This window comes from Synechococcus sp. WH 8101 (genome assembly GCF_004209775.1).
Classification (GTDB): Bacteria; Cyanobacteriota; Cyanobacteriia; order PCC-6307; family Cyanobiaceae; genus Synechococcus_C.
On sequence record NZ_CP035914.1, the window covers coordinates 1789403 to 1815517 of the forward strand.

General features: G+C 64.8%; 31 protein-coding genes and 1 pseudogene. 12 read left to right on the plus strand and 20 right to left on the minus strand.

What is annotated here, in order from left to right:
- Positions 1–6: 6 nt before the first annotated feature.
- From SynWH8101_RS09470 to SynWH8101_RS09500, 7 genes are all read right to left on the minus strand, one after another.
- The gene (locus SynWH8101_RS09470; RefSeq protein WP_130129557.1) at positions 7–366 is read right to left on the minus strand and encodes a hypothetical protein; all 360 of its coding nucleotides are present in this window, start codon (positions 364–366) and stop codon (positions 7–9) included.
- Positions 363–725 (minus strand): hypothetical protein, encoded by a 363-nt coding sequence (locus SynWH8101_RS09475; protein ID WP_130129558.1) that lies wholly within the window; start codon positions 723–725, stop codon positions 363–365. Before SynWH8101_RS09475 ends, SynWH8101_RS09470 begins: the two co-directional genes overlap by 4 nt.
- A complete protein-coding gene (locus tag SynWH8101_RS09480; RefSeq protein ID WP_130129559.1) occupies positions 725–1246 on the minus strand; it encodes a MotA/TolQ/ExbB proton channel family protein in 522 nt (173 codons plus the stop codon). The genes SynWH8101_RS09475 and SynWH8101_RS09480 overlap by 1 nt, the downstream gene beginning before the upstream one ends.
- An 18-nt stretch (positions 1247–1264) precedes the next feature.
- A complete protein-coding gene (locus SynWH8101_RS09485) occupies positions 1265–2098 on the minus strand; it encodes a sulfite exporter TauE/SafE family protein (RefSeq protein ID WP_130129560.1) in 834 nt (277 codons plus the stop codon).
- The gene (locus tag SynWH8101_RS09490; RefSeq protein WP_130129561.1) at positions 2095–2622 is read right to left on the minus strand and encodes a rhodanese-like domain-containing protein; all 528 of its coding nucleotides are present in this window, start codon (positions 2620–2622) and stop codon (positions 2095–2097) included. The genes SynWH8101_RS09485 and SynWH8101_RS09490 overlap by 4 nt, the downstream gene beginning before the upstream one ends.
- 79 nt (positions 2623–2701) lie before the next feature.
- Positions 2702–3814, minus strand: coding sequence for an MBL fold metallo-hydrolase (locus SynWH8101_RS09495; RefSeq protein WP_130129562.1), 1113 nt, complete (start codon positions 3812–3814; stop codon positions 2702–2704).
- A 45-nt stretch (positions 3815–3859) separates the two neighbouring features.
- Positions 3860–4459 carry a class I SAM-dependent methyltransferase gene (locus SynWH8101_RS09500; protein ID WP_130129563.1) on the minus strand — a complete coding sequence of 200 codons (600 nt, stop codon included), beginning with the start codon at positions 4457–4459 and terminating at the stop codon, positions 3860–3862.
- Positions 4460–4510: 51 nt separating this feature from the next.
- On the opposite strand from SynWH8101_RS09500, the gene SynWH8101_RS09505 reads away from it, so the two are divergent.
- Positions 4511–4873 (plus strand): helix-turn-helix transcriptional regulator, encoded by a 363-nt coding sequence (locus SynWH8101_RS09505; RefSeq protein WP_254427934.1) that lies wholly within the window; start codon positions 4511–4513, stop codon positions 4871–4873.
- 11 nt (positions 4874–4884) lie between these two features.
- Here the strand turns inward: SynWH8101_RS09505 and gorA are convergent, their stop codons facing one another.
- Entirely contained in the window at positions 4885–6246 is a 1362-nt protein-coding gene (gene gorA / locus SynWH8101_RS09510; protein ID WP_130129565.1) for a glutathione-disulfide reductase, read from the minus strand.
- Between the two features lie 223 nt (positions 6247–6469).
- On the opposite strand from gorA, the gene SynWH8101_RS09515 reads away from it, so the two are divergent.
- The gene (locus SynWH8101_RS09515) at positions 6470–6667 is read left to right on the plus strand and encodes a hypothetical protein (protein ID WP_254427935.1); all 198 of its coding nucleotides are present in this window, start codon (positions 6470–6472) and stop codon (positions 6665–6667) included.
- An 18-nt stretch (positions 6668–6685) separates the two neighbouring features.
- Here the strand turns inward: SynWH8101_RS09515 and SynWH8101_RS09520 are convergent, their stop codons facing one another.
- On the minus strand, positions 6686–7204 hold the full coding sequence (locus tag SynWH8101_RS09520) for a phycocyanin subunit beta (protein ID WP_007100570.1): 519 nt from the start codon (positions 7202–7204) through the stop codon (positions 6686–6688).
- 97 nt (positions 7205–7301) lie between these two features.
- On the opposite strand from SynWH8101_RS09520, the gene SynWH8101_RS09525 reads away from it, so the two are divergent.
- Positions 7302–7862 carry a DUF2808 domain-containing protein gene (locus SynWH8101_RS09525; protein WP_130129567.1) on the plus strand — a complete coding sequence of 187 codons (561 nt, stop codon included), beginning with the start codon at positions 7302–7304 and terminating at the stop codon, positions 7860–7862.
- A 28-nt stretch (positions 7863–7890) separates the two neighbouring features.
- A complete protein-coding gene (locus tag SynWH8101_RS09530) occupies positions 7891–8547 on the plus strand; it encodes a ParB-like protein (RefSeq protein WP_130129568.1) in 657 nt (218 codons plus the stop codon).
- Here the strand turns inward: SynWH8101_RS09530 and dnaA are convergent.
- Positions 8544–9947, minus strand: a complete 1404-nt coding sequence (gene dnaA / locus SynWH8101_RS09535) for a chromosomal replication initiator protein DnaA (protein WP_130129569.1) — start codon at positions 9945–9947, stop codon at positions 8544–8546. The two genes, SynWH8101_RS09530 and dnaA, sit on opposite strands and share 4 nt — an antisense overlap.
- A gap of 91 nt (positions 9948–10038) precedes the next feature.
- On the opposite strand from dnaA, the gene SynWH8101_RS09540 reads away from it, so the two are divergent.
- The 3 genes from SynWH8101_RS09540 to SynWH8101_RS09550 are packed head-to-tail and all read left to right on the plus strand — an operon-like array spanning position 10039 to position 12576.
- Positions 10039–11193: a trypsin-like peptidase domain-containing protein gene (locus SynWH8101_RS09540; protein ID WP_130129570.1), complete on the plus strand. Its 1155-nt coding sequence runs from the start codon at positions 10039–10041 to the stop codon at positions 11191–11193.
- Positions 11190–11855: a TIGR04282 family arsenosugar biosynthesis glycosyltransferase gene (locus tag SynWH8101_RS09545; RefSeq protein ID WP_130129571.1), complete on the plus strand. Its 666-nt coding sequence runs from the start codon at positions 11190–11192 to the stop codon at positions 11853–11855. Before SynWH8101_RS09540 ends, SynWH8101_RS09545 begins: the two co-directional genes overlap by 4 nt.
- Positions 11848–12576: a TIGR04283 family arsenosugar biosynthesis glycosyltransferase gene (locus tag SynWH8101_RS09550; protein ID WP_130129572.1), complete on the plus strand. Its 729-nt coding sequence runs from the start codon at positions 11848–11850 to the stop codon at positions 12574–12576. Before SynWH8101_RS09545 ends, SynWH8101_RS09550 begins: the two co-directional genes overlap by 8 nt.
- Positions 12577–12584: 8 nt before the next feature.
- Here SynWH8101_RS09550 and SynWH8101_RS09555 read toward each other — a convergent pair whose 3' ends face one another.
- Entirely contained in the window at positions 12585–13055 is a 471-nt protein-coding gene (locus tag SynWH8101_RS09555) for a GNAT family N-acetyltransferase (protein WP_130130462.1), read from the minus strand.
- Between the two features lie 160 nt (positions 13056–13215).
- Here SynWH8101_RS09555 and SynWH8101_RS09560 point away from each other — a divergent pair.
- Positions 13216–13818: pseudogene (locus tag SynWH8101_RS09560) on the plus strand (alpha/beta fold hydrolase); the annotation flags it as partial.
- Between the two features lie 81 nt (positions 13819–13899).
- Here SynWH8101_RS09560 and SynWH8101_RS09565 read toward each other — a convergent pair.
- Complete coding sequence (locus SynWH8101_RS09565) at positions 13900–15756, minus strand: ABC transporter ATP-binding protein (RefSeq protein WP_130129573.1); 1857 nt, start codon at positions 15754–15756, stop codon at positions 13900–13902.
- The gene (gene hisG, locus SynWH8101_RS09570) at positions 15756–16409 is read right to left on the minus strand and encodes an ATP phosphoribosyltransferase (protein ID WP_130129574.1); all 654 of its coding nucleotides are present in this window, start codon (positions 16407–16409) and stop codon (positions 15756–15758) included. The genes SynWH8101_RS09565 and hisG overlap by 1 nt, the downstream gene beginning before the upstream one ends.
- Positions 16410–16438: 29 nt before the next feature.
- On the opposite strand from hisG, the gene gloB reads away from it, so the two are divergent.
- A complete protein-coding gene (gloB, locus tag SynWH8101_RS09575) occupies positions 16439–17197 on the plus strand; it encodes a hydroxyacylglutathione hydrolase (RefSeq protein WP_130129575.1) in 759 nt (252 codons plus the stop codon).
- A gap of 7 nt (positions 17198–17204) precedes the next feature.
- Here the strand turns inward: gloB and SynWH8101_RS09580 are convergent, their stop codons facing one another.
- A complete protein-coding gene (locus SynWH8101_RS09580) occupies positions 17205–18296 on the minus strand; it encodes an ABC transporter ATP-binding protein (protein WP_130129576.1) in 1092 nt (363 codons plus the stop codon).
- A 43-nt stretch (positions 18297–18339) separates the two neighbouring features.
- Here SynWH8101_RS09580 and SynWH8101_RS09585 point away from each other — a divergent pair, with 43 nt between their 5' ends.
- The 3 genes from SynWH8101_RS09585 to SynWH8101_RS09595 all read left to right on the plus strand — a co-directional run bounded on the left by SynWH8101_RS09585 (position 18340) and on the right by SynWH8101_RS09595 (position 19603).
- Positions 18340–18741 (plus strand): Rid family detoxifying hydrolase, encoded by a 402-nt coding sequence (locus SynWH8101_RS09585; protein ID WP_130129577.1) that lies wholly within the window; start codon positions 18340–18342, stop codon positions 18739–18741.
- Between the two features lie 95 nt (positions 18742–18836).
- A complete protein-coding gene (locus tag SynWH8101_RS09590) occupies positions 18837–19307 on the plus strand; it encodes a hypothetical protein (protein WP_130129578.1) in 471 nt (156 codons plus the stop codon).
- Between the two features lie 71 nt (positions 19308–19378).
- On the plus strand, positions 19379–19603 hold the full coding sequence (locus SynWH8101_RS09595) for a DUF3136 domain-containing protein (protein WP_130129579.1): 225 nt from the start codon (positions 19379–19381) through the stop codon (positions 19601–19603).
- A 26-nt stretch (positions 19604–19629) separates the two neighbouring features.
- On the opposite strand, the gene cbbX is transcribed toward SynWH8101_RS09595, so the two are convergent.
- The 6 genes from cbbX to SynWH8101_RS14560 form a co-directional block, all read right to left on the minus strand.
- Entirely contained in the window at positions 19630–20538 is a 909-nt protein-coding gene (gene cbbX, locus SynWH8101_RS09600) for a CbbX protein (RefSeq protein ID WP_130129580.1), read from the minus strand.
- A complete protein-coding gene (locus SynWH8101_RS09605) occupies positions 20522–20818 on the minus strand; it encodes a 4a-hydroxytetrahydrobiopterin dehydratase (RefSeq protein ID WP_130129581.1) in 297 nt (98 codons plus the stop codon). The genes cbbX and SynWH8101_RS09605 overlap by 17 nt, the downstream gene beginning before the upstream one ends.
- A 31-nt stretch (positions 20819–20849) precedes the next feature.
- Positions 20850–21986, minus strand: a complete 1137-nt coding sequence (locus tag SynWH8101_RS09610; protein ID WP_130129582.1) for a CO2 hydration protein — start codon at positions 21984–21986, stop codon at positions 20850–20852.
- Complete coding sequence (locus SynWH8101_RS09615; protein ID WP_130129583.1) at positions 21986–23491, minus strand: NADH-quinone oxidoreductase subunit M; 1506 nt, start codon at positions 23489–23491, stop codon at positions 21986–21988. Before SynWH8101_RS09615 ends, SynWH8101_RS09610 begins: the two co-directional genes overlap by 1 nt.
- A gap of 10 nt (positions 23492–23501) precedes the next feature.
- The gene (locus tag SynWH8101_RS09620; protein WP_130129584.1) at positions 23502–25346 is read right to left on the minus strand and encodes an NAD(P)H-quinone oxidoreductase subunit F; all 1845 of its coding nucleotides are present in this window, start codon (positions 25344–25346) and stop codon (positions 23502–23504) included.
- Positions 25347–25430: 84 nt separating this feature from the next.
- The gene (locus SynWH8101_RS14560) at positions 25431–26105 is read right to left on the minus strand and encodes a BMC domain-containing protein (protein WP_304623157.1); all 675 of its coding nucleotides are present in this window, start codon (positions 26103–26105) and stop codon (positions 25431–25433) included.
- Between the last annotated feature and the right edge of the window lie 10 nt (positions 26106–26115).

Here is a 26115-nt window from a genome sequence, read left to right on the forward strand (position 1 = left end):
CACGCTTCAGGGGCGCGCCGGAGGAGGGAGTTCAAGGTCCACATGGAGCGTGCTGGAGTCAAGTTGGGGGAGCAGGTCCTGAACCACACCCCAGGGAACCTGGGGTGCCACCACCAAGCGAACGCGCGTGCTGGAATCCAGGCGTTCGGCGCGCCGCAGGAGAGCGGGCAGGGCGGTGGCGGCAATCGGGCGGTTCCAGAGTCGGAGCGAGCCATCGGCGGCCAGATGGAGACTGACTAGTCCTTGCCGCGCTGGCAATTGCCGCTGCCACTGGGGCAGCACCACCGCTGCCGTGGCGAGAAGCGCAACGGAGACACTGGAAGCAGCGAAGGCCAGCGCCCAGGGCGCCGATGGCGTCTCGTTCATGGCTGCGCCAATCCCTCCGGTCGCTCCAGACGAATCGGCACGTTGCTCTGGCGCCTCAGCCAGCTGAGATCGGCCGCGACCGCTGCACTGGTGCGGGCACTAGAGGGCAGAAGCAGCACCGCAGAGGGCTTGGGCCTGGCCTGACGCAGGGAGCGGGCCAACACCGCGGACGACACGGCATCACCATTGAGGTACCAGCTGCCGCTGCTGGAGCGGACCAACAGCCATTGGCCCGCCGTCCGGGTCCTGGGTGCCGCCTCGACGACGGCAAGATCCTGCGAACTCAGCAACGCAGGCACCACAGCAAGAAAGCCGGTCAGGCTGACCACAACAACCGCAGTGGCAAGCACGAGAGGCATCAACCCAGTGCCGCTCGGCGGTGGAAACAGGCGTCGGCGAAGGTGCTGATCACCGCCTGGCGTTGCATCCGGCAGAGACGCTGCACCACCAGGGCGATGGTGGCGATCAACAGACCCAGCACGGTGCCCACCAGCACCTGGCCATAGCCCACGACCAGGGCAGCACTCTGCGCCGGCAGCACCAGATCTGGGCCCAGATCCCTGAGCAAACGCATGAGGCCCACCACGCTGGCGAGCAAACCGAGCAGGGGGCCGAGCACCATGGCGAGTTCCAAACAGCCATCCCAGCGAGATAGCGATCGCTCCAATCGGCGGCAAAGCCTCTCCTGATGCAATGCCGCCTGAGCGGCGGTTCGATCACTGACTTCATTGAGCAGAGCTTCGAGCTGGGCGGCACCGACCTGGCGCCACCGCCACCAGAAACGGAGGCGATCGATAGCCACCGCAACGACAGCCACCGACAGCAGCAGCAGAGGCACATTCAAAACGCCACCGTGGCGCAGGGCCTCAGCAGTCAGCACGATTCCGCTACCACGCGATCAGGTTGACGTTAGGGACCCCTCGACGACACCCATGTGTTGCACCTGCTTGACAGGAGCGCGTTGACGCCGCAATCCCTCCCATCCCGTGAGCAAGGCCGCAGACACCAGCAAGACGGCGAAGCCGATGCGGAGCTGGCGATCCTTGAGATGGGGCGCCAGGGCCTGGCCGACCAGGCCACCCACCGCACCGCCGATCAACAGGGGAATCACCAGGGGCAAGCGTTCGGCAGGCCAATGACCCAGGGCACCGAGGGCCACCAGGCTGTTCAGGGCAATCAGCACCAGGCTGGTGCCGCTCGCCAACTGCATCGGCAGGCCGGCCAGAAGCACAAGGGCGGGCACGATCGCAAAGCCGCCACCAACGCCGGCAATGCCCGTCAGCAAGCCCACCAACACCCCCTGCAGCATCAGGGCCGGTGCTCGCACCGTGGCAGCGGCAACAGCAGGCTCGTCATCCGCTCGATCCGATCGCTTCTGGCGACTCAGCATCAACCAGGCCGCCAGCAGGGCCGCGACGGCAAACACAGCCAGCTGCACCGGCTCGGCGATCCAGCCGGCCTTCACCATCGTGCCTCCGATCCAGGCCCCCACCAGGGCCGGAACCCCCAGGAGCAGGGCCGGACGGGGCGCGACAAGGCGACGGCGCAGGTAGGGAATCATGTTGGCGATCGCCAGCAGGGTCACCACCACCAGCGAAAGGGGCACCGCATCGCGGGTGGAGAGGCCGGCTCCCGTCACGAGGATGGGAAGCAGCAGGATCGATCCACCGGCGCCGAGCACGGCCAACAGGAAACCGATCACACCACCGCCGAAAAGCAGCAGCGCGATCACGGGCGCACCTGATTCCAGGGCATGGCAGCCAGCAGTCGGGCCATCCCGCAGAAACCACTGATGCCGGCGAACATCAAGCCGGCACCGACAAAGCCACTGAGCCAGATCCAGCCCGGGGCCACCAGCACCGACAGGAGCACGCCAGCGAGCACCAAGCCACCGGCCACGATCTGCACCTGACGCATCAGGGGCAATGGGGCCCCCTTGCGCTTCTCCACAGGAAGACCGGCCTGCTGCCAGGCCAACATGCCGCCCTCCAGATCAGCGAGGCCTTCGCCAAAGCCCTTGGCGCGCAAAGCCGCCATCCCCCGCTCACTGCGGGCACCGCTCTGGCACACCAGCACCACAGGCGCAGAAGGGAGTGGCGCCTCGGTGAGCTGACCGAGGGGCACATTGCGGCTGCCGACGATATGGCCGCCGACGTATTCCATCGGTTCACGCACGTCGATCACGCTGACGCGACCTTGGCGCAAACGGTCCTGCAATTCGTGGGGACTGAGACGCAAGGGAGTGGTGCTGGTCATGACGAAGGGATGGGGTGAATGGGAAGGGGAAGGGGAAGGGATGCAGTGAATCGACCCAGGGAAGCCGGGCCGGTGCCGCTCAGACGCTGAGGGGTTCGGGCATGGGCAGCCCCTTGCGATACCAGTCCTGAAGTCCGCCGCGCAGGTTGGCGACCTTCTTGAAACCGGCCTTGACCAACTGCTGGGTGGCCAGGGCGGAACGGCTGCCGGCATGGCAGAACACCACGGTGGCAGCCTCGGGATCGAGCCGATCGAGATGCTCCGCCAGCTCGGGTAGGGGGATGTTGCGGCTGCCGGGCAGCGCGCCATCGGGCCCCCGGGCTTCATCGGCGTTGCGGACGTCGAGAATCGTGAGCTCGGCGAGATGGTCGGCGACCCACTCGGGCTCCAGCTCCGGCAGACCGGAGTAGCTGCGCTTCAAGGGCGCCCACGCCGGTTGGTCCGGCCCATCGATCCGGGGGCGGCCACTGCGCAGATTCGCCGGCAGGGCCTGGGCGATGCGATGCGGGTGGGGAAGCTTGAGCGATTCCATGTGAATCACGAAATCCCGCTCATCGGCCCCACCACCCAGACGGGCGTTGAGAGCACGCTCCTCGGCAACGCTCGTCACCTGACGACCGATGTAGTCGTGGCCGGGATACAGAAGGCACTGGTCGGGGAGGGAGAGGATCTGCTCGGTGATCGAGCGGTAGAGCGTGCGCGCATTTCCCTGCTGAAAGTCGCAGCGGCCGCAACCCCTGATCAACAGGGCATCGCCGGTGAAGGCCGCACTGGCGTCATCCAGCACGAAGGTCAGACAGCCATCGGTGTGCCCGGGAGTGGCGCGCACCTCCAGGGAACGGGCTCCGAAACCGACGCGATCGCCGTGTTGCAGCGGCAGGGTCACGTTCTCGGCCCTGGCGGCCTCGGCCAGACCGATGGCGCAGCCGGTGGCCTCATGCATCAGCCAGCTGCCAGTGACATGGTCGGCATGGGCGTGGGTGTCGAGGCAGGCCACCAGATCGACCCCCAGCTCACGCACCAGGGCGAGATCCCGCTCATGGCGCTCGAAGACCGGATCAATCAGCACACCCTTGGCCGAGGGCACATCCACCAGGAGATAGGTGAAGGTACCGGTCTCAGCATCGAACAACTGGCGCAGAAGCAGGGAATGGCCCCCTGCGGCGGCCTGGAGAAGCGAAGCGCTAGCCATAGGTCCTCAGATCACTTTATGAGTGTACACGCATATCAACATCGCTCATGGCTTCCGGCCCAGGACCTGCACCACGGCGCTGTCTCCCTGGTGGTAGCGCCCTTCCGCGATCGGGCGCACACATTCCCGCAGGATGTCCAAGTCCAGCCCCTGCAGCTCTCGCTCCAGCTGCACCGGCTCCACCAGCAACTCGAGCACCGGCGGGCCGCCGCTGCCCCGGCCGAGCTGCCGGGGCGTGTAGGCCTCCAGCACCAGCACCCCACCAGGACGCAGGGCTGACACGGCCTCGCCGAGCACACGGGCGCGCAGCGGTGCCGGCAGGTGCATCCAGATCGCCACCACGAGATCCAGGCTTGCGGGGGCGGCTCGCCAGTCCGCCAGATCCCCCTGCAGCGTCTCCAGCTGAAGACCGCGCTGCGCCGCCAGCGACCGCGCTTTCTCCAGCCCCACCACACTGAGGTCCTGGACGGTGACGCGGTGTCCGAGGGCAGCGAGGTGAACGGCGTTACGCCCCTCCCCCTCCGCCAGACAGATCGCATCGCCTGGCGTCAGCGCCGCCGCCTGTTCCCGCAGAAAGTCATTCGGCTGATCGCCATAGGCGAAGCCGTCCTCCCGGTAGCGCTCGTCCCAGAAGCGCGCATCCATGGCCGCATCGCATCACGACGGCATAATGCCTGTATCGGCATAGGGGATGCCATGGCGAGACAACCAGAACACGCCGAAGGGTGTTCCATGCATCAGCTCTCCCCCGAAATGATCGAGGAGCTGAGCGGCTTTTTCCGACTGCTGGGCGAACCGGCACGCCTGCGCCTGATGTGCGAAATCCGCAACGGCAGCAGCGATGTCGCCACTCTGATGGACCGTACCGGCTTCAGTCAGTCCCATCTCAGCCGCCAGCTCGGCCAACTGCAGAAAGCCGGGCTGGTGCAGGTGGAACGCGATGGGAATCGCTCTCTTTACACCGCCACCGATCCAGTGGTGGAGGCCATCTGCCAGCTCGCGCAAGAGCGACTGATGAACCACCTGCGTCAACGACTCGACAGCCTCAATGTCGCCTGAGCCGCCCCAGCTCAGGCCATCGTGACGAATTCCTCCGAGATCGTGGGGTGCAGTGCCATGGTGCGATCGAAATCGGCCTTGGTGGCACCCATGCCAACGGCGATGGCCGCCATCTGAATGATCTCGGCCGCATGCTCTCCCACCATGTGGCAACCGAGCACGCGATCGCTGTCTTTCATCACCACCAGCTTGAGCAGGCAGCGCGGCCCACTCTTCGGCAAGGCCTGGGCCATGGATCGGAACCGGGCGCGATGCACCACGATCGCCTCGGCCCCATAACGCTCCAACGCCAGTTCTTCGCTCAGACCCACGGTGGCCAGCTCCGGCTGGCTGAACACAGCACTGGCGACCAGATCATGATCCACCCGACGGGGGGATCGGCCAAAGACGGTGTCGGCGTAGGCGCGTCCCTCATCCACAGCCACGGGGGTCAGGCAGATCCGATCGGTCACATCACCAACGGCATGAATGTGGGGCACGTTCGTGGCCTGATCGGCATCGACGGCAATGTGATGCCCCTCCACCGCCACCCCGGCGGCCTCCAGGTTGAGACCCTCCAGAAAGGGGCGTCGACCGGTGGCGAGCAACACGCCACCGCACGCAAGCCGCTCTCCCGCCTGGGTGATCACAGTGCAATCCCCTGGCGCCCCCTCGATCGCCGCTGGACTGTGGCAGAAGCGCAAGGCGATGCCTTTCTCCTCCATGCCCTCCTGCACCACCGCCGACAGTTCTCGATCAAACCCCCGAAGGAGGTGATCGCCTCGCACCAACTGGGTGACCTGCACCCCGAGGCCGCTGAGGATGCAGGCGAATTCACAGGCAATGAAGCCGGCGCCAACGATGACCACCCGCTCCGGCAATTGATCCTGGAGGAACATGTCATCGCTGACCCAACCAAGCTCAGCACCGGGAATCTGGGGCCGATGGGGACGGCCGCCCACGGCGATCAAGGTGCGCCCGGCCTGCAACACCTGCTCCGCCTCTCCTCCGGGGCGCGACGACATGGCAATCCGATGGGGATCTTGGAAGCGACCCCAGCCACTCACCAGGGTGACACCAGCCTTCTCCAACAGACTGATGTGGAGAGCATTCAGGCGATCCACCTCCTGGCGGACATTGGCCAGCAAGCGGGAGGTGTGGAACTGGGCGGAAGCGATCTCCACGCCATAGGCAGGGGCATCCTGGAGTTGCTCACTCACCCTGGAGCCATACACCAGCAACTTTTTGGGCACACAGCCCCGGATCACACAGGTGCCGCCAACCCGATCCCCTTCGACGATGGCGACCCTGGCGCCATAACGCGCTGCCCGTTTGGCAGCGGCCAGACCGCCGGAACCAGCCCCCAGCACCACCAGATCAAATGACGTTTCCATCGACACGACCAACAGGCGACCCAGACATCACAGCATTGTGATGACGAACGGATGCCGACACAAGCCCTGACCTGCTCCGGGACAAAGGGCAATCCCGGCCAGAGGAGTGCGCTGGGACACCTGACTGCAGGTAAAGAGATCGTTATCGTGCGGGAAAGAGTTGTATGGCCCAATGAGAAACAAGCGACGCGCTCAACAGCCTGATGGCCGTATCAGCGCTCCGATGCGCCGGGAGCTGACCATGCTGATCACCTGCGACGACATGGCAGCCCGCTTGAAATCCCTCGCTCAGGAAGGACGACGCGACGATTGCCTGGCCCTGATGCAGGAGCTGGGGGAGTGGCAGAGCCGCAGCGCCAAAGCCAAAACCAGCGTGCTTTGGATCCCCTTGGTAACTCAGACGCCCGAGGAGGGCGCCTGAGCACAGAACACAGCCGGATCAGGCGACAGCAGCGGCAGCGCGGTCGAAGTAGGTGCCGATTTCAGACATCAGAGCGGAGCAGTCACCAGCGGTGATGCCGTTCTTGTCGTTGGCGATAGCGATGGCCGCGTCCTTCATCTTGCGAACGCCTTCAGCCACGGAAGCGCCAGGAACGCCCAGGGCCAGGTAGGTCTCACGCAGGCCATTGAGGCAACGGTCTTCCAGCACGGAAGCGTCGCCGGTGAAGGCGGCGTAGGTGACGTAGCGGAGGATGATCTCCATGTCGCGCAGGCAGGCAGCCATGCGGCGGTGGGTGTAAGCGTTACCACCGGGGGCGATCAGGGCGGGCTGCTGAGCGAACAGTTCGCGAGCGGCGTTGGTGACGATGGACGAAGCGTTGGAGGTGATGCGGTTCACGGCATCCATACGCTTGTTGCTGTCAGCAACCATGGCAGCCAGAGCATCGATCTGGCCGGCGTTGATGAATTCGCCACGGGCGTCAGCCTGGGCAACAACCTTGGTGAAGGCGTCGAACATGGGGAAAGAGGGAAGGGACGAGCGTTCCAGGCCAAAAGCTAGAGAGCCCGAAGCGAGAAACGCGATTCAGAATCACAGCGTTGCCAACCCTTCCAGCATGGGGACGATTCAGCGCAGGTTCAAGGCGGCCATCGGCACCGCCATCAGCGTCGCCATGACCGGGTTATGGGTGCCGCCAGCGGCTCTTCAGGCGATCGAGATCAACGGTCAGACCAGCTTTGTGGCCGTGCCCACCAAAGCGAAACTGATCAATTACCGCTGGTATGCCTTCGAGGGAGGCGCAGAACTCTTCTTCGTGCTTGAGCTGCCCGCCGGAGCCGAAGCCGGCCTGGGCGGCATCGGCCTGGAACAGATTCGCGGCGTGCAACCCGCCTTCTATTACGGAGCGATCCAACCCACCGCATTTCTGGGAACCCCCCGCCGGGAAGGCGCCGCCGTGCCGGTGACCGCCAGCTTCAGCGATGAGGCCCGCTCTATCGCCATCCGTTTTCCGGACCCTGTGCCCGCTGGCTCCACCGTCACCGTGGCCTTTCGCATCGGCACCAACCCACCGGCCGACATCTATACCTTTGCCGTTTCAGCCACGCCCTGGGGACCGAACCCGATCCCTCAAAGCGTGGGAGTGGTGCAAATGAGCATCCTTGAGCCGGGAATTTGAGACTCCATAGTGGGTGAGCCACCGCGCCATGCAGATCCTGCACCTGTCTCACTACGAGCCCATTCCCGACTCCGAGGGCGTTGAACTCTTCGAGGTGGCGGTCGCTGCGCTCCAACCCACCCAACTCTGCATCGGGCTGGCCGAAATCCGGAGCCGGCAACACGACTTTGCCCGCGACACACCAGAGCAACAGCGGCGCTACCTCCGCAGCAAACCCGTTCCCCTGGTGCGCAACCAAACGGGAGATCTATGGATGATCGATCGCCATCACAGGCTGCGCGCCCTGCTTGAACTGGATGCCTCGGTCACCACCTTCGGCTATCTGGTTGCTGAAGTCGCATCCAGCAGCCGAGCCGAGACCCTGCGTGAACTGCAAAGCCGGGGCTGGCTCTACCTGCACGACGGCCGGGGCCAGGGCCCCTGGCCACCAGAGCAACTTCCCACCAGCCTGCTCGACCTTCAGGACGATCCCTATCGCAGCCTGGTGTGGAAGCTGAAAAAAGAAGGAGTCCTGCGCCCCCAGCCCCTGATTCCCTATCACGAGTTCCGCTGGGGCGCCTGGCTGCGCCGGCGCCCCCTGCCGCCCTTCCACTCCGGCTGCCTGGAACCGGCACTGCCGACGGCTCGGCGGCTGGCCCGCTCACCGGCAGCCTCCCACCTGGCCGGCTGGAAAGGGGAGGCTTAACGCTTGCGGCGTGAATCGATCTGCAGCAGATCCCGAACCCGTTGCACCTGGCTGGCGAGCTGGGGGTCACTGGCAAGTTTCTTCTCCACCTGCTCGATCGCATACATGACGGTGGTGTGGTCTTTGCCCCCGAAGGTCTCACCGATCCGGGGCAGGCTGAGCCCGGTTCCCTGACGCATGAGGAACATCCCCACCTGCCGCGCCTGGCTCACGGCACGACGTCGGCTGCTGCTGAGCATGTCATCGGCAGACACATCAAACACCTCCGATACCTTCTCAATCACCTGCTGGGGCGTCACCTCCACCCCCTGACCGCTGGGATCGAGCATCGGCGCCACCGACTCCACCGTCATCGGCAGACCGGTGATCGACGCGAAGGCCACCGCCCGGGTGAGGGCACCCTCGAGTTCGCGGATGTTCGATGTGAAACGCCCGGAGATGTACTGGATGAGATCCCGAGGCAGGGTGACCCGTTCCTGTTCCGCTTTTTTCTGCAGAATCGCCATCCGCGTCTCCAGATCGGGCGCCTGAATGTCGGCGATCAATCCCATCGAAAATCGGGAAATCAGGCGCTCCTGCAAACGGGGAATCTGGCTGGGCGGTCGATCACTGGCAATCACGATCTGCCGGCCGGCCTCATGCAAGGCATTGAAGGTGTGAAAGAACTCCTCCTGGGTGTATTCCTTCCCTTCAATGAACTGAATATCATCCACAAGAATCAGATCCGTGGCGCGGTAGCGGTCGCGGAAGGCCTGCATCCCGTCCTTACGGATCGCCTGAATCAGATCGTTGGTAAAGGTTTCGGTCGACACATACGACACGCGGGCGTCTGGATCGATCTCCAAGCGGTAGTGCCCGATCGCTTGCATCAGATGGGTCTTGCCCAGACCGACGCCACCGCAAATAAACAGTGGGTTGAACTCCCGCCCGGGTGATTCCGCCACGGCGAGGGCGGCGGCATGGGCCATGCGGCTGTTGGGGCCCACCACAAATCGGTTGAACACGTAGCGCATGTTCAAGCCGGGCAACCGACGCGGTGCTGCGGCGGTGGCTGTGGCGTTGGAGGTGGCTGAGGAGTTGGCCGTCGCGGCCTGAGCCAACTCAGCGGCCTGGGGCGGAGCGGCCTTGGCCGGATCGGCCGACGCCTCCTCCTCCCGGGCCAGCACGGTCACCGTGACCGGAGCACCATGCAGGTCACTGGCCACCTCGGCGATGGTGGCCACGTAGTTCTTGCGCAGCCAGTTGCTCGCGAAGCTGTTGGGGGCCTGAAGCGTGAGTTCGCCATCGGCGAAGGCGCTGCAGCGGGCCGGCCGGATCCAGGTTTCAAACGTGGGCTTGCTGAGGCTCGACTGGAGGGCGTGCTGCACCTTGTTCCACAGCTCGCTGCCGGTCAGCACCACACCCTCAAGTTCCCTGGAGAGCCGAATCTACGCACCCCCAGCCGGTCGGTCCGTCTTTAATGAGACCCTCGTCTCCGATCGCAGCAACGCCATGGCCCCCGCCGCGCACCCCTCCCGGCAGCGCCTTCTTCGCTGGTTGGGACTCAGCGTCATGGCTCTGGGGTTGACGGGTTGTGATCCCTCCTGGCGTCAGCGCCTCGGCCTCGATTCCAAGCCCGACACCAGCCCCGCCCCCGTCGTCAGCGATGGGCCGCGGTCGGCACCGCTGCAACCGGGCAAGAACGTGATCGTTTCAGCCGTGGAGCGGGTCGGCCCCGCCGTGGTGCGGATCGACACTGTGAAACGGATCAGCAACCCGCTGGGGAACCTATTCGGAGCGGGGCCCTCGATTCAGCAGCAGGCGGGGCAGGGATCAGGCTTCATCACCCGATCCGATGGCCTGATCTTCACGAACGCCCATGTGGTGGAAGGGGCCGACCAGGTGTCGGTGACCCTCCCCGATGGCCGCAGCTACAACGGCAAAGTGCTGGGGGGAGATCCACTCACCGATGTGGCCGTGGTGAAAGTGGTGGCCGAAAAGCTGCCGGTGGCCCCCCTGGGAAATTCCGATGACCTCAAACCCGGGGAATGGGCGATCGCCATCGGCAACCCGCTGGGGCTCAACAACACGGTCACCGCCGGCATCATCAGCGCCGTGGAACGCACCAACGCGGTGGGGGCAGGCCAACGGGTGCCCTACATCCAGACCGATGCGGCCGTGAATCCAGGCAACAGCGGCGGGCCGCTGATCAATGCGTCCGGACAGGTGATCGGGATCAATACCGCCATCCGCCAGGCCCCCGGTGCCGGCCTCAGCTTCGCGATTCCGATCAACCTGGCCAAGCGGATCGCCCAGCAGATCATCAGCACAGGCCAGGCCTCCCACCCCTTCATCGGCGTGCGCCTGCAGAGCCTCACCCCCCAGTTGGCCCGTGAGATCAATGCCACCAGCAAATCCTGTCGCGTCCCGGAAGTGAATGGGGTGCTGGTGATTGAAGTGGTGGAGGACAGCCCCGCGTCCCGGGCCGGAATCCGACCCTGCGATCTCATCCGCAGCGTCAACGGTGAAGCGGTGAAAGACCCCTCCCAGGTGCAGCTCGCCGTGGATCGGGGCCGGGTTGGCAAGCCGATGCCCCTCAGCGTTGAGCGGGATGGCAACACCCAAACGCTGACGGTGCGTCCTGCGGAACTGCCGCGGGAGGGATGAACGGCAACGACTGCAGCGCCGCCCACCGGCCCGTGGTGGTGATCATGGGGCGCTGGCCGGCCGAGGGGCGCTGCAAGCGACGGCTATCGCAAGGCGTGGGAGCCCAGAGGGCGGCGGCGATCCAGCGGCGTCTCAGCCACCACAGCCTGGCCGTGGCCCGTACCCTCGCCCAGGCGGGGCATGTGCACCTGCGCGTCGCCCTCTCCGGCTGTGGCAGCAAAGCGGCCCGTCGCTGGCTGGGGCGAAGCGCCGGCACCCCAACGCTCCAGGGAGCCGGCGGGCTGGGGGAGCGCATGCGCCGTCAACTACTGCAGACCCAGCGGCGCCATCGCGGCAGCGCCATCTTGCTGATCGGCAGTGACCTTCCGGGCCTGGAGGGCCGCGACCTGATGGCAGCCCTGGACGCACTGCAGCACCATCCCCTGGTGCTGGGTCCGGCCGCCGATGGGGGCTACTGGCTGTTGGGCCTCCAGGCGAACCTGCTGAACCCGGTGGTGAGCTGGCCCTTCAGCGCCATGCCCTGGGGCAGCGAGCGGGTGCTGGCGATCACCCGGCAACGGGCCAGGGCCCAGGGACTGGATCCCTGGCTGCTCCAGACCCGCAACGACCTGGATCGGATTGATGACCTGAGCCCGTGGCTGGCCTCCGGCGTCCATGGCTGACAACCGCACCCTGCCACCACCACCACCCCTGAGCGTGGTGATCCCCTGCCTGAATGAGGCGGAGCGGCTTCCCTTGCTGCTGGCGGATCTGCAACGCTGGCCAGCCGCATCCGAGCTGTTGCTGGTGGATGGGGGAAGCACTGATCGCAGTGTCGCCAATGCCGCCCTGGCGGGGGCCCGGGTGCTGACCAGCACGCCTCCCTGCCGCGGCAGACAATTGGCCACCGGGGCGGATCGGGCCCAGCACTCCTGGCTACTGTTTCTCCACGCCGACAGCCGCCTGCCGCCCGACTGGGCGGAGTGCGTGAGCCAGGCGATCAGCCGGGCTGCCCACCACGCCGATGCCATGCTGGGCACCGCCTGGTTCTTCCGCCTCCGGATTACCCCCAGCACCCCCGCGCGACGCCTGTTGGAACGGGCCGTGCAGCTGCGGAGCCAGCTGGGCCAGACCCCCTACGGCGACCAGGGCCTACTGATGCACCGGCGTCTCTACGACGCCTGCGGGGGCTTTGCGCCGATCCCCCTGATGGAAGACCTGGATCTGGTGTTGCGCATCGGCCGCCGGGCTCACCTGCAGAGCCTGCCCTGCCCGATCAGCACCGATGGACGACGCTGGGACCGCTGCGGCGTGTGGCAGCGCAGCTGGAAAAACGCACGGCTGCGACGCCGCTGGCGCCGGGGAGAGGCACCCGAACGCCTGGCCGTTCTCTACGAGAACTGAAACGCAGCTCAGCTGGCGTACCAGAAACCGCAGCGATGCCCATTCGGCTCCAGTTCCCAACCGAGACGCTCATAGAACGGCAGTACACCGGGGTCGGCGAACAGGGTGACCCGTTCGGTTCCCATCCCACGCAGGGCATCGAGCAAGTAGTCCATCAACTGCCGGCCCAGGCCGGCTCCCTGATAGAGCGGATGGATGGCCACGTCCCAGATCGTGGCCTCCAGCACCCCATCCCCAGTGCAACGGGCAAACCCGATCAGCCGGGGCACCCGGGGGTCATGACGCCAGAGGCCAACGGTGATCAGGCTGTTCTCCAGGGCGCGTCGGACCCGGCGCACGGGCCGCCGGCTCCAGCCCACCGCCTCGAGCAGCCGCTCCAGTTCCACGAGATCCAGGGGTCTGGAGCGGCTGAACACCAAGCTCACCTGGGGATTGGGAGACGCGCAAAGACGGGCTTTCTCGCCGTAGGCCTGCACCATCGACTGCGACGTGAGCGGTGGTGCGCTGATCACCCAAGCCTTGCGAATCGGTTCCGATCCTGACGCATCACCCCGTTCTCCGGTCAGCATGGAATCCCCGCTGCGGCCGATGCCTGTCCAGCCTTCCCCGGTTCCACTGCTGGTCGGCATCCACGGCTGGATGCTCAGCCGCAAGGTCTGGGCACCGTTTGAACCGGTCTGGGCAGACACATCGCACACGGCTGGAAGCACACCGACCATGCCCCTGTGGTGTCCGGATCTACCGGGCTTCGGGGAACGGCATCGCCCCTCGGCCCTGCTGCCCACCCTGCCGGCCTACGGCCGCTGGCTGGCGGATCAGGCCGTCGCCGAGGCTGGTCCTCGACCGATCGTCTTGATGGGCCATTCCCTTGGGGCGAGTGTGGCTCTGCATGCGGCCCAGGTGCTAGAGCACCACACGCCGGGGCGTCTCCATGCCCTGGTGCTGATTGCTGCCGGTGGCGGCATCTACCAGCCGCGGCCGTTCCAGCGCCTGCGCCGCGGCGGCCGCCTGGTGGTGCGGCTGCGTCCCCGACTCCCCCTGGCACTCGGTCCGTTTCAGGCGGAGGAACGCGCTGCCCTCGGCCTGTTGATGAACAGCACCTGCCGAGGAGCGATCCGCCAGATTCCCAACCTGGTGGCCAACCTGCCGGTGGCCAATCTCTGGATCAGCGGCAGTGACGACCGCGTCATGGAGCCGGGCTACGTGCGCCATCTCGCCAGCTACAGCCCGCGGCATGCACTGATCCATCTGGAGGGTTGCGGCCATCTGCCGATGCAGTCCCACGCCACCGAGCTGGCCGAGCTGCAGGAGCGCGGGCTGGCTTCAGAGCTTGGCCAGCCCGCGCTCCTGCAGCTCGGCCAGCTCGGCGTAAAGACCACCGAGCGCTCGCAACTCCCGGTGGGTGCCCTGCTCGATCAAACGACCACGGCGCAACACGAAGATCCGATCCGCCGCTTCCACGGTCGCCAGGCGGTGGGCAATCACCACAGCCGTGCGGCGTTCGAGCAGGCGATCGAGATCACGCTGCAGGGTGGCCTCGGTGGAGGGATCCATGAAGGCGGTGGCTTCATCCATCACCAGCACCGTGGGATTGCGGATCGCCACCCGGGCCACCGCGAGAAGCTGACGCTCACCGGAGGACAGATTTCCGCCCCGTTCTCGCAACGGGGAGTTCAACCCTTCTGGCAACCGGGCCAACAGGGGGTCGAGGCCGAGATCCCGGCAAATCTGCTGAAGGCGCTGATCATCGATCGGCACATCCAGGCGCAGGTTATCGGCGACATTGCCGCTGAAGAGGAAGGTGTCCTGCAACACCACCCCCAGCTGCCGGCGCAACTCCGGCACGGGCAGATCACGAATGTCCTGGCCGTCGAGAAGGATCCTGCCTTGCTGGGGTTCATATAAACGGCAGAGCAGGCGGATCACCGTGCTTTTGCCCGATCCAGTCGGCCCCACCAGGGCCACATGCTCGCCGGCGGCAATCCGGAAACTGAGATCCCGCAGGATCGGCTCATCGGGGCGATAGGCAAAACTTACGTTGTCAAACACCACCTCGCCGCGACGGGCCGGCAGGGCCACGAGGTGGGCTGGCGTGGTGCTGGCGCGACGCGACGCCGTGGTCTCGCCCAGGGGGTGATCAACCTCGCCCAAGGTGTGGTCAACGATGTCGAGGGGCTCCTCGAGCAGTTCGCCGATGCGTTCCACGGCCGTCAGGCCCCCCTGGATCTGGGTGAAGCGTTCAGCCAACTGACGCAGGGGATCAAACAAGCGCTGCGAGTAGAGGATGAATGTGGTGAGGGTGCCCAGACCGATCGCCCCGGCAGTCACCATCCAGCCGCCAAGCGCCAGAACCACGGCCACAGCCCCGAGGGCCACCCACTCGATGAAGGCGGAGATGCTGCTGTCGAAGAAGATCGTGCCGTTCACAGCACGGCGGTAGGCCTGTCCGGTATGGGCAAAACGGGCGCTGTTTGCCGCCTCTCGCCGGAACATCTGCACCACATCCAGGCCCTGCAGGTTTTCCTGAAAGTCAGCATTCAGCTGCGACAACTCCTCGCGCACCCGGTAATTGGCCTTCCGGTAGCGCCGCTGCAACCAGAGAATGGTGAGGGTCACCGGAACCTGTGACACCAGCAGCAAGAGCCCGAGTCGCCATTCCACCAACAGCATGGTGATCGCAATCACCAACAGGGTCACCAGGTCGCCGAGCACGCCCACAGCACCGCTGCCGAACACCTCCGCAAGGGCATCGACATCGCTGGTGAGCCTGGTGAGCAACTTGCCGACCGGCATTCTGTCGTGAAAGCGCAGCGACAGCTGCATCGCATGCGAGAAGAGATCGTTGCGGATTCGGGCCGTGAGGCGCTGCCCGACCGCCTGAATATTGAACGACTGGAATCCCTGCAGAGCCAGGCGCAACAACACTGACACCAGCAGCGTGATCACCAGCAGGCGGACCGCCAGAGGCGTGTCGAGCGACTGCAAGAGGGGAAGCACTGATTCGTTGGTGGCACCGCCCGTGCGCCGCAGCACGGCAATCGCCTGGCCCACCAGCAGGGGCTGGATCGCACCGGCCAGGGCCACCGGCACGAGCAACAGGAGCGTGAGCGTGAGCCGGCGTCGATCGCGGCCGAGATAGCGACCAAGCCGCTTGACGCGCTGCAGATCAGAACCGGCCATCAGGCTGCTACCGCCGGATGGCCGGCGGATGACCGCATCGCCTCCACGATGGCGCCCAGCTCACCGCGATCGAGCCGCAGCGACAGGGGGTGGCCCACCAGCCGGGCGGTGGAATAGAACAGGTCTTCGATCGCGACCAAGCCGTTATCCCGCAGGGTTCTGCCGGTGGCCACCAGGTCGACGATCGCTTCAGCGATGCCGGTGATCGGCCCGAGCTCCACAGACCCGGTGAGATGCACCAGTTCGACCGGCAGGTCGAGGGCATCGAAATAGGTGCGGGCGCAGTGGGTGAATTTGCTGGCAACGCGGCAATGGGGGGGCAGATCGGCGGCGCTGAGGTAGCCGCTGCCGTCCTTCACCGCCACCGACATGCGACAGCCGCCAAAGCCCAGATCCACCAGCTGGGCAACGGGCATCTGGTGCTCACGGAGCACGTCGTAACCGACCACCCCCAACTGAGCCTGGCCATAGGCCACATACACCGGCACGTCGCCATTACGCACCAGCAGAGCCCGGGCCTTGCCACAGACGGACGGCACCATCAACTGGCGATTGTCGGGATCGAGGACGGCACTGAAATCCAGCCCTGCCGCAGCGAATCGAGCCACGGAATCCTTCAAGAGCGCTCCCTTGGCCAGGGCGACGGTGATCATGGAGTGATGCGTCGACCTGGACTTTAACGATGCCCCCTGCTGCTGAGGTGCGCGATGGCCTGCACGCCCTGCCGGTGCTCCAGGACAACATCGTCTGGATCTGGGTCGCCGGAGATCGAGCGGTGGTGGTCGACCCCGCCGTGGCCGCGGAGGTGATCGACTGGCTCGAAGCCCGCTCGCTCCGGTTGGACGCGGTGCTCCAGACCCACCACCACGCCGATCACATCGGCGGCACGCCGGCACTGCTGCAACGCTGGCCAGAGGCAGCGGTCCTGGCCGCAGCCAACGATCGAGACCGGATCCCGTTCCAGACCCTGTCGGTGCGGGAAGGCGAGCGGATTCCCCTGCTCGACGGGGAGCTTGAGGTGATGGAGGTTCCCGCCCACACCCGTGCCCACATCGCCTTTGTGCTCACCCCCAGCGATGGACGCCCAGCGGCCCTCTTCTGCGGCGACACCCTATTCAGCGGTGGTTGCGGTCGCCTGTTCGAGGGCACCGCAACCGACATGCACCGCGCTCTGCAGCGCTTCAGTCGTCTACCGGCCGACACCACCGTGCATTGCGCCCACGAATACACCGAAGCCAACCTGCGCTGGGCCGCAGCGCTGCAACCGACGAACGAGGCGATTCAACAGCGGTTGAAGGCGGTGCAGGCCCTGCGCCGAGAGGGCGGCTGCAGCCTGCCCAGCACGATCGCGATCGAACGGGCGACCAATCTGATGCTGCGGGCCGCCGATGCGGAGGAGCTGGGGACGCTGCGCCAGCACAAGGATCACTGGAGGGGCTGAAGCGATCTCAAATGGTGGCCAAGGCCACCGGCGGCAGACGCTGGGGATAGAGCACCACCGCCTCCCCCGGAGACAGCTCCAGGCGGCAGCGGGTGCCGCGCCGGTAATCGCTCTGCAAAGGCAGGCGCAGCCGCAGCTGACGCGATCCCACCTCAACCCGATACAGCCATTCGCGTCCGAGAAATTCCCGACCCATCACGCAGGCCTCAGCCGACGCATCCGGGACCAGGCGAATGGCAGCAGGATCAATCAGAACCGAGGCCTCGGCCAGATCGTCGGCATGGATCCCAGCGGGCATCGGGAAGCGGCCCAGGGGGCAGACCAGATGGCCGCCAGCGTCGGCGTGCACCGGCAGCAGATTGCCCTGAAGCACAAAACGGCCCACGAATGGCGTCGCCGGTTGCTCCACGAGGGTGCGGGGCGACGCACATTGATGAATGATGCCGTTCTGCATCACCGCAACCCGATCGCAGATCGCCAGGGCTTCCCCGGGATCGTGGGTCACGAGGACGCCCGAAGTGCCGCAACGGCTGAGCACGGCGGGCAATTCACTGCGCAGACGCAGGCGCACCTCCACATCGAGATTGGAGAAAGGTTCATCGAGCAGCACCACAGCGGGAGCGGGCGCCAGGGCCCTGGCCAGGGCCAGCCGCTGGCGCTGGCCACCGGAGAGTTCGTGGGGATAGCGGGCGGTGAGCCGCTCAAGCCCAAGCAGCTCCAGCAGCCAGGACGCCCGGCTGGTGTCCTGGCCCCTGCGCAGGCCGAACACCGTGTTCTCCCACGCGGTGAGGTGGGGGAAGAGGGCGTAGTCCTGAAAGACCATGCCCACCCCACGCCGTTCCGGGGGCAGACAGCGCTGAGCATCGGCGGCGATCTGCCCCTGCAGGCACACCTCCCCCCGCGAGGGCTCCTCAAAGCCGGCGATCAGGCGCAGGAGGGTGGTCTTGCCGCATCCGGAGGGGCCGAGCAACCCCACCAGCTCACCCGCCGCCAGGCTTAGGTCGATGCCCTTGAGCGTCCAGTCGCTGTCGCGCCCTGGGTAGCGGTGCCAAAGGCCCGACACCGCAACCGGCGCGGCCTCTGATCCGCGACCCTCCATAGTCCTCAGGGGCGATGATGCCCGCTCATTCTGCGACCCGACCATGCCGGCATCCGCCAGCCCCGAGGCGATCAACACTCCTGCGGCCCCGACCCCGGTGGGGCCCTACAACCAGGCGGTGCGCGCCGGCGAATGGCTCTATTGCTCCGGCCAGATCCCCCTGGATCCCCAAAGCGGCGCCATGGTCGGCGCCGGAGATGTGGAGGCGGAGACCCGCCAAGTGCTGCGCAATCTGGAGGCGGTGCTCTCCGCAGCAGGCGCCAGTGCCGCCCAGGTGGTGCGCACCACCGTGTTCCTGGCCGATCTGAATGATTTTCAGGCCGTCAATGCCATCTATGCGGAGATGTTCGGTGCGGGGGTGAGCCCAGCGCGGGCCTGCGTGCAGGTGGCGGCCCTGCCGAAGGGCGCCCGGGTGGAGATCGATTGCGTCGCCTACCTGGGCTGAACACCGCCGGTGCGGATTCGGCAACGGTGTCATCCAGCTCACCGCGGCCTCCACCCGCTGGCTCTTAATCAGAGCTCAGCTCCTGAACCACGGTGATGCCATCGATCTCCGAGATCACTCCAGTTGCAGCATCTACCGATTCCCTGGCCTGCCTGGATTGTCGTGATCAAGCCGCCCGCACCCTGATCAGCCACGGCTGGCAGCTGCTCTACTCCGGCAGCACGCCGCAACGGGTCACCACCACCCTGCTGGATCCCAGCGAAAGCCTCCAGATCAGCCTGCAGATTCCGGTTCACCATGACGACGACTGGAATCTCTGGCTTGAGGCCTGCCACCACCAGCTCAGTGCGCCACTGCGCGACTGGCTCCAATCCCTCGGAGTGGAGCAGGGCACGCTCAGTCGTCTTAGCGGCCTGGAAAACAGGGTGAATCACGCCCTTGACCTGAGCGCCATGCTTCAGGTCGCGCGCTGGCTGCAGGGGCCGATCCAAGAGATCGAACAACTGGCCCAGGAGCACAACAGCCAACTGGTGCTCCACCTGGCCGGACTGGGTCCGAACAGCTGACGCGGGCCAGCCGCCAACGATCGACCGAGGGGCAGCCGGTTGCATAGGTTGGAGTTGCGCTGCGTGACCCCATGGCACAGACCAAGCTGACCATCGGTGAACTGGAGGCGGGCTATCCCCTGTATTGCAAGGCCCTGCGCCGCTTGCTGAAGGAAGGTCGCAGCACCCAGGACATCCAGAAAACCGTCTGCTGGGGACACCTGGAAACCCTCAACCGCTGCCTTCCCACCCGTTACAAAGCTCCCTCCTATCTGCTCGCCCTCATCCGTCGCGATCTGCAGCAACCCAAGGTCTGAGACGGCGCAGCCGCCCATTCACAACCTCAAGACGTCAGCGGGCGAGCGGGATCCACACCTTCCACCTCCCCTTGAAACACGCGGCTCGCCAGGATATCGGCGGCCTCGATCGTGATCAGGTCATCGCGACTGAGCGGTTGATCCATGCGGGAAAACAACCGGTTGGCCTGGCGCAGACGCAGGCGATCCAGGGCATTGCGAATTGAGCGGGCATTGGCAAAGAACGGCAACTGACGACGACGACGGATGTAATCCGCGAACACCTCCTGGGCATCGTCGGCAAAGCGGTAGCTTTGCTGTTCCAACAGGAGCAAGGCGATCGCCATGAGTTCAGCATCGCTGTAATCCGGAAAATCAATATGGTGGGCGACACGCGATGAAAGCCCTGGATTGGATTGATAAAACTGCTGCATCCGGTCTTTATAGCCCGCAAAAATCACCACAAAATCATTGCGCTGCCGCTCCATATCCTGCAGCAGGATTTCAATCGCCTCAGCCCCATAATCCCTTTCGTTGCCAGGCTTATAGAGGTAGTACGCCTCATCAATGAACAACACACCCCCCTGAGCCCGCTTGATCATCTCGCGGGTTTTCGGGGCGGTATGCCCCACATACTGACCAACAAGATCGTCTCGCGTCACCGTGACCACATGGCCTTTACGCAGATAACCAAGCCGATGAAGAATTTCGGAGATTCGATTGGCCACGGTGGTTTTGCCCGTTCCCGGATGACCGGTGAACGACATATGCAGCGACGGTGCTGAGCTGGGAAGATCGAAGGAACGGCGCGCGCGATCCACCAAGAGCAGAGCGGCGATTTCGCGAATCCGCGTCTTCACCGGCTTCAACCCGATCAGTTCACGGTCGAGCTGCTCCAGCACCTCCGCCACGCCAGATTCGGCGAGGCTCGCTGAAAGATCAATCGAGGAGTCCATCGACCCCTGCCGCGAAGGCATGATCCTGCTCCTGCAGCTGGGCGCCCGCAGACTCATCAGCCGGCCGGAGCGTCAGATTCACATAGGTACGACCAAAGCTGATATCGGGGAAACGCTGCTGTTGCTCGCTGAACACACCGAGTCGATCGAGAAAATCACGGGTGGCGCCGTAGGTTTCGAATTCAACGCGTCGCTCCAGACGAGTCGGGCGCTCGCGCTGCTGCCATTGATGCCTCCCGGTGTGGTCCTGCCCCTGCACCTTCTCGATCGGTCGCTCCACGCTCTCCAGCCTCCCGGCTCTCTGGCTGAACCTAGATCAAGGCTTCGCGACGGGTGCCCATCAGCCGATCCACCCAGGACTGGGCATAGGCCAGGTTCGCCTTGCGGGCCTCGGGATCCTGGCTGTCGAGCGGGTGAGGCATGGTGCCGGCAATAGCGCCATTGGTGACGCAGAACATCGATTTCTGGAAGCTGATGCAGATCTGCACGTGCACATCCACCTGACCGCGCCCATGGTGCTCGTACCAGGCACTGAGTTCCTCAGGTAGATGGCGATACATGTCTTGCATGCAGAGACTGGGTGGGATCCCAGCCCCCATGCTCGGCAGGGGATCGGCATAGAGCGCCCCATACCGAAAACTGCTGGGATCGGGAGAGATCTGCTGGGCCTGGGCGTTGTACGACACCGTGCCCAGAAAGGGCATCCCCCGAAAGAACACCGCTTCCACATAGGGCACGGCAACGTCGGCAAGAAACGTGAGGCCGGCCTCCGGCGGCAGGATCCAGATCGCTTCTCCTCCCAGCTGCACTTGATAGGTGATCGGATCGGCAGCGGCTGCCACGAGCCCATCGCGGATGTGATGCACGACATCTTGCACAGAAGCCACCTCACCGAGGCGATAACAACGGGCCAGATCGAGGAATAGATCGCTCATCACCCGCCAGAACAGGCCAAGGGCGTAGATGGTGGTCAGGGAGCGGATCGCCTCCGGGGCAAAGCCCGGGAACAGGGCGTTGACGCCTGCCAGCAGGGGATCCCGCCGGCGTTTCAACTGGATGATGCGATCACAGGCTGCCAGGAAGGGCGGGCTGTCGAGATAGGCATCAAGACCTCCGGTGCCATGCCAGAACATCGCTTTCTGGCAGTACTCGGCGTATTCAAAATTGATCCGATCCCCGGCCAGATGCTGCCAGAGCCTCGACAGGTTGAAGCCGTCGTGGAAAAAGCGCAGCACCGGGAAGGGATTGAGCAGCTGCGTCTGCCCCTGATACACCAAGTTGCGGCTGTAGGCATCAAGAACAATGCCGTAGCTCTCGAGCACATTCACCACCTGAAGCAGGTGATCAGGAGTGTCGGCCAGAAGAGGCACATCGCCGAGGAGGCGCTCGATCAGCTGCTCACGATCGGGCGGAGTCTGAAGCGGGGACTGGAACTGGAGTTGGGTCATCAGGTGAAACCTCCAGGCAAGGCGGTGAGAGCAAGCTGGCTGAGCCCGGTGGTGGCCGCTTCGCTGATGCCCACCAAGAGGTCAGGGGCCAACCCGAGCACCAACACGCCCAGACTGAGCAGAATCGCAGGCATCTGCTCAGCCAGAGGCACGGGCAACAGGATGCGGGGGTTGGGCTGATCGCCCACAGCGATCGCCAGACGACCAAAGAAGGCGCGATTCACCAAGAGAAGGAAATACACCGCTGTCAATCCAGAGCCCACCATCGACAGCAAGGTCGCGAGAGTGAACGACGGAAGACTGCCGCGGAAGATCAGAAATTCGGAGATGAACCCAGCCATACCGGGAATCCCAGCACTGGCCATCACGCCCACAATCATCAACGTGCCACTGAGGGGAAGACCCCGCTGGGGGTTGAGCAGACCGCGCAGAACATTGAGATCGCGGGTGCCTGTGCGCTCATACACAACGCCCACCACCAGGAAAAGAATGGCCGAAATCAAGCCGTGGCTCACCATCTGGAACACGGCTCCAACCAAAGCCACGGGGGTGGCAGCGGCGGCTGCGAGCAACACGTAGCCCATGTGGCCCACCGAGCTGTAGGCCACCATGCGCTTCATATCGGTCTGGGCGATGGCGGCGAGGGATCCGTAGAGAACGGAAACTGCGGCCCAGATCGCCAACCAGGGGGCCGCCACGGCCCACGCCTCCGGGAACAGACCCAGACAGAAGCGCAGAAGGCCGTAGGTCCCAAGCTTGAGCAGCACACCGGCCAGGAGCACCGACACCGGCGTGGACGCCTCGGTGTGGGCGTCGGGCAACCAGGTGTGAAAGGGAAACAAGGGAATCTTGATCGCAAAGCCGATCAGGAGCGCCCCCATCAACACCAGTTGACTCAGCAGCCCCATGTCCGTGCCGAGCACAGGGTGGAGGCTGAAGTCCGCCGATCCGGTCAGCACGGCCATGCCGAGAAATGCGGCCAGGATCAACACACCCGACACTGCGGTCACGATCAGGAACTTGGTGGAGGCATAGGCGCGATTCGCACCTCCCCACACCGCGATCAGCAGCCAGAGCGGGATCAGCTCCAGTTCATAAAAGAGGAAAAACAGCAGCAGGTTCTGGGCCAGGAACGCACCATTTACGGCGCCACTGATGATCAACAGCAGGGCGAAATAAATCCGGGGGCGATTCTCAACACGCCGGGAGGTGAAGGCGGCGACAAAGCAAAGCAGCCCATTCATCAACACCAGGGGCAGCGACAGACCATCAATGGCGAGGGCGTAATCAAGACCGAGGCTCGGCAGCCAGGGCATGCGCTCGATCAGCTGCAAGCCCGCCTCTCCCGGCTGAAACGCCCACAGCACAGGCAATCCGAGCAGACATTGGGCCATGAGCACAGCCAGGGCCAGGCGGCGAAACACCGGCGCATCGGCACCTGAGGGCCAGAGGCTGATCAGCAGCGCACCGGCAAAGGGGATCAGGAGCAGAAAGGTCAACATCATGGCGTTCATCTCAGCGCTGCAACCAGCTCAAACTGGACAACAGCAGCACGATCGCTGCAATCGCCGTGAGCACATAGGTCTGGCTTCGACCGCTGATGCTCAGCTTCAGCCCCTCCGCACTCTGCAGGGAGAGACGGGCCATGGAATGGAGCACCCCATCAACCACCACACGGTCGAAACGATCAGCCAGAGTGGAAAACGCTGCCACAACACGCACAATCGTGAGCCGATAAAAACGCTCGGTGTAGAAATCGAAGGCGAGAAGATCCTGACACCAACGCATCACCGGGTTCAGGGAACGACTCCAAGCCTTATTAAGCGGTATCAGCGCACCAATCAGCAGCCCCAAAGCTCCACTGCCCACCACCAGAGCGGCTGCCCAGAGCGGGAAAGCCAGCATCCCCTCAAGCGATTCGAGCCTGATCAACAGAAACGGCGTGAGCAGAACGATCACCGCAAGGGCCACCATGGGAAGCGCCATCTGCCAGTTCACCTCCACCGCCCTCCGGGTCTTGAGCAGAGACGCGCCGAGGAACACATGGCGATACACACGGGTGAGGTTGAGCGCCGTGAGCGCATTGGTGAGCAGGAACACACTCAGCAAAGCGGGCGCACGGGCACCGATCAGTTCCACCGACTGGGCCAGGCAAAGGAACCCCCCCAGGGGCAGCAGACCCACCAGGCCGAGGGAGCCGATCAGAAAGGAGCCGGATGTGGCTGGCATCCGCGAGCCAAGACCACCGAGCTCGGTGATGTCCTGACAGTTGGTAGCCGCAATCACGCCACCCACACTCATCGACATCAGCGCCTTGGCAACCGCATGAGCGAACAGAAGCAGGAGGGCGAGCACGGGCACCTGCAGGGCGATGGCAATGAACACCAACCCCAGATAGGCGGTCGTTGAATACGAGAGATTGCGTTTGATATCGACCTGGGCGATCGACACGAGGGAACCACCGATGGCACTGATCGTGCCGATCACCTGGAGCACCACCAAGGTGACCGGAGTCTGCTGAAGCAAGGGCATCACCTTGAGCAGCACGATCGCTCCACAGGTGACGACCACCGAGTTCCGCAGGATCGAGGCTGGATTCGGACCCTCCATGGCTTCATCAAGCCAGAGGTGCATCGGAAACTGGGCACACTTGCCGGTGGGACCGGCAATCAACCCCAGGCCCAGCAAGGTGGCGGCCAGGGGCGGAAGCGTCTGCGTGGCCGACCAGGCATAGAGATCCTCGAAACGCATCACCCCAGCCCAGGCGGCCAAGGCCACCACACCCATCAGCAGCAGCACATCGCCGACGCGTTTCGTGAGAAAGGCATCGCGGGCGGCGGTGACCACCAGGGGCTGGGCGTACCAGAACCCCACCAGCAGATAGGTCGAAAGGGTGAGCATCTCCAGCAGGAAATAGCTCTGAAAAAGGGAGTCGCTGAGCACCACTCCCGACATCGCCCCCTCGAAAAACCCGAGCAGGGCAAAAAAGCGCGCCAGGGCCCACTCCTTATCGAGATACCCGAGGGCATACACCTGAGCGAGCAGGCTGAGGCCGGTGATCAGCTCCAGAGCGGCCAGATTGGTGAGCGACAAGCTGATGCTGATGCTCAGATCGAGATCGGCAAAAGACAGCCAAGGAAACTCGAGCGTGGCCGGCCCAGCGCGCATCACCCCCTGCAGCACCAGGCTCCCGTGCACAAACGCCACCAGCGAGAGCAGGATGTTGAGGTAGGCCGCCGGTCGGTGAGCGTCACGCCGGAACCACCCGAATGCCCAGGGAAGAGCCACGAGTGTGCCAACCACTCCATACAGAGGAATCAGCCAGGCCGTTTGGATGGGCAGTGTGAAAACCGAGCTCAAGAAAGAGGAATCAAACGGAGCGAACCAAAGCCGCGTTGGCCGGGGAATCTAGGCGAAAACCCCAAAATCGAGCATCACAACAGATCAGAGACGCCTCCGGATCCCGGTGGCGACCAGGGCAGGCTCCACCTCCTGGTGCGGGCGGGCAATGATGTGAGCAGCCACCAGACCGTCGCCGACCCGCTCACAGGCATCGGCACCGGCGCGCACGGCGGCATTGACGGCACCGGTTTCGCCACGCACCATCACCGTCACATAACCGCCACCCACATACTCGCGGCAGATCAGCTGCACTTCGGCGGCCTTGGTCATCGCGTCGGCAGCTTCGATGGCTGGCACCATGCCCCTAGTCTCGATCATGCCCAGAGCAATGCCTTGAATCGGGGCTGGTGCACTGGGGGGGAGACTGCTGTCCGACCCCATGGAACCACCAGCTCCGGCCGTGCCACGGGTTGTTGCACTCCCCCGCGCGCTAGTGCTGCGAACCGGTGTGCTGCGAGCGCTGGTGGAACGCCGAGTGGTGGTGCGCCGTGTTGTGGTGGCGCCACGCGTTGGCACCGGCGTCACATCGACCGTGGCTTTCGCTGCAGGCGAGACTGCCGCAGTGGAGCCTGTGGAGGCCGCAGCCGGGGCAGGGGACGCAGGCAGAGCGCTGCCCGAGGCTGGGGTGCCGGAGGTTGCGGCCTTGGCCTGCTCCGTGGGCGAAGACGGCGTGCTGGTGGAAGCGGAAGAACGACGACGAGGAGCTGGAGTGGCCATAGCGAGAGAG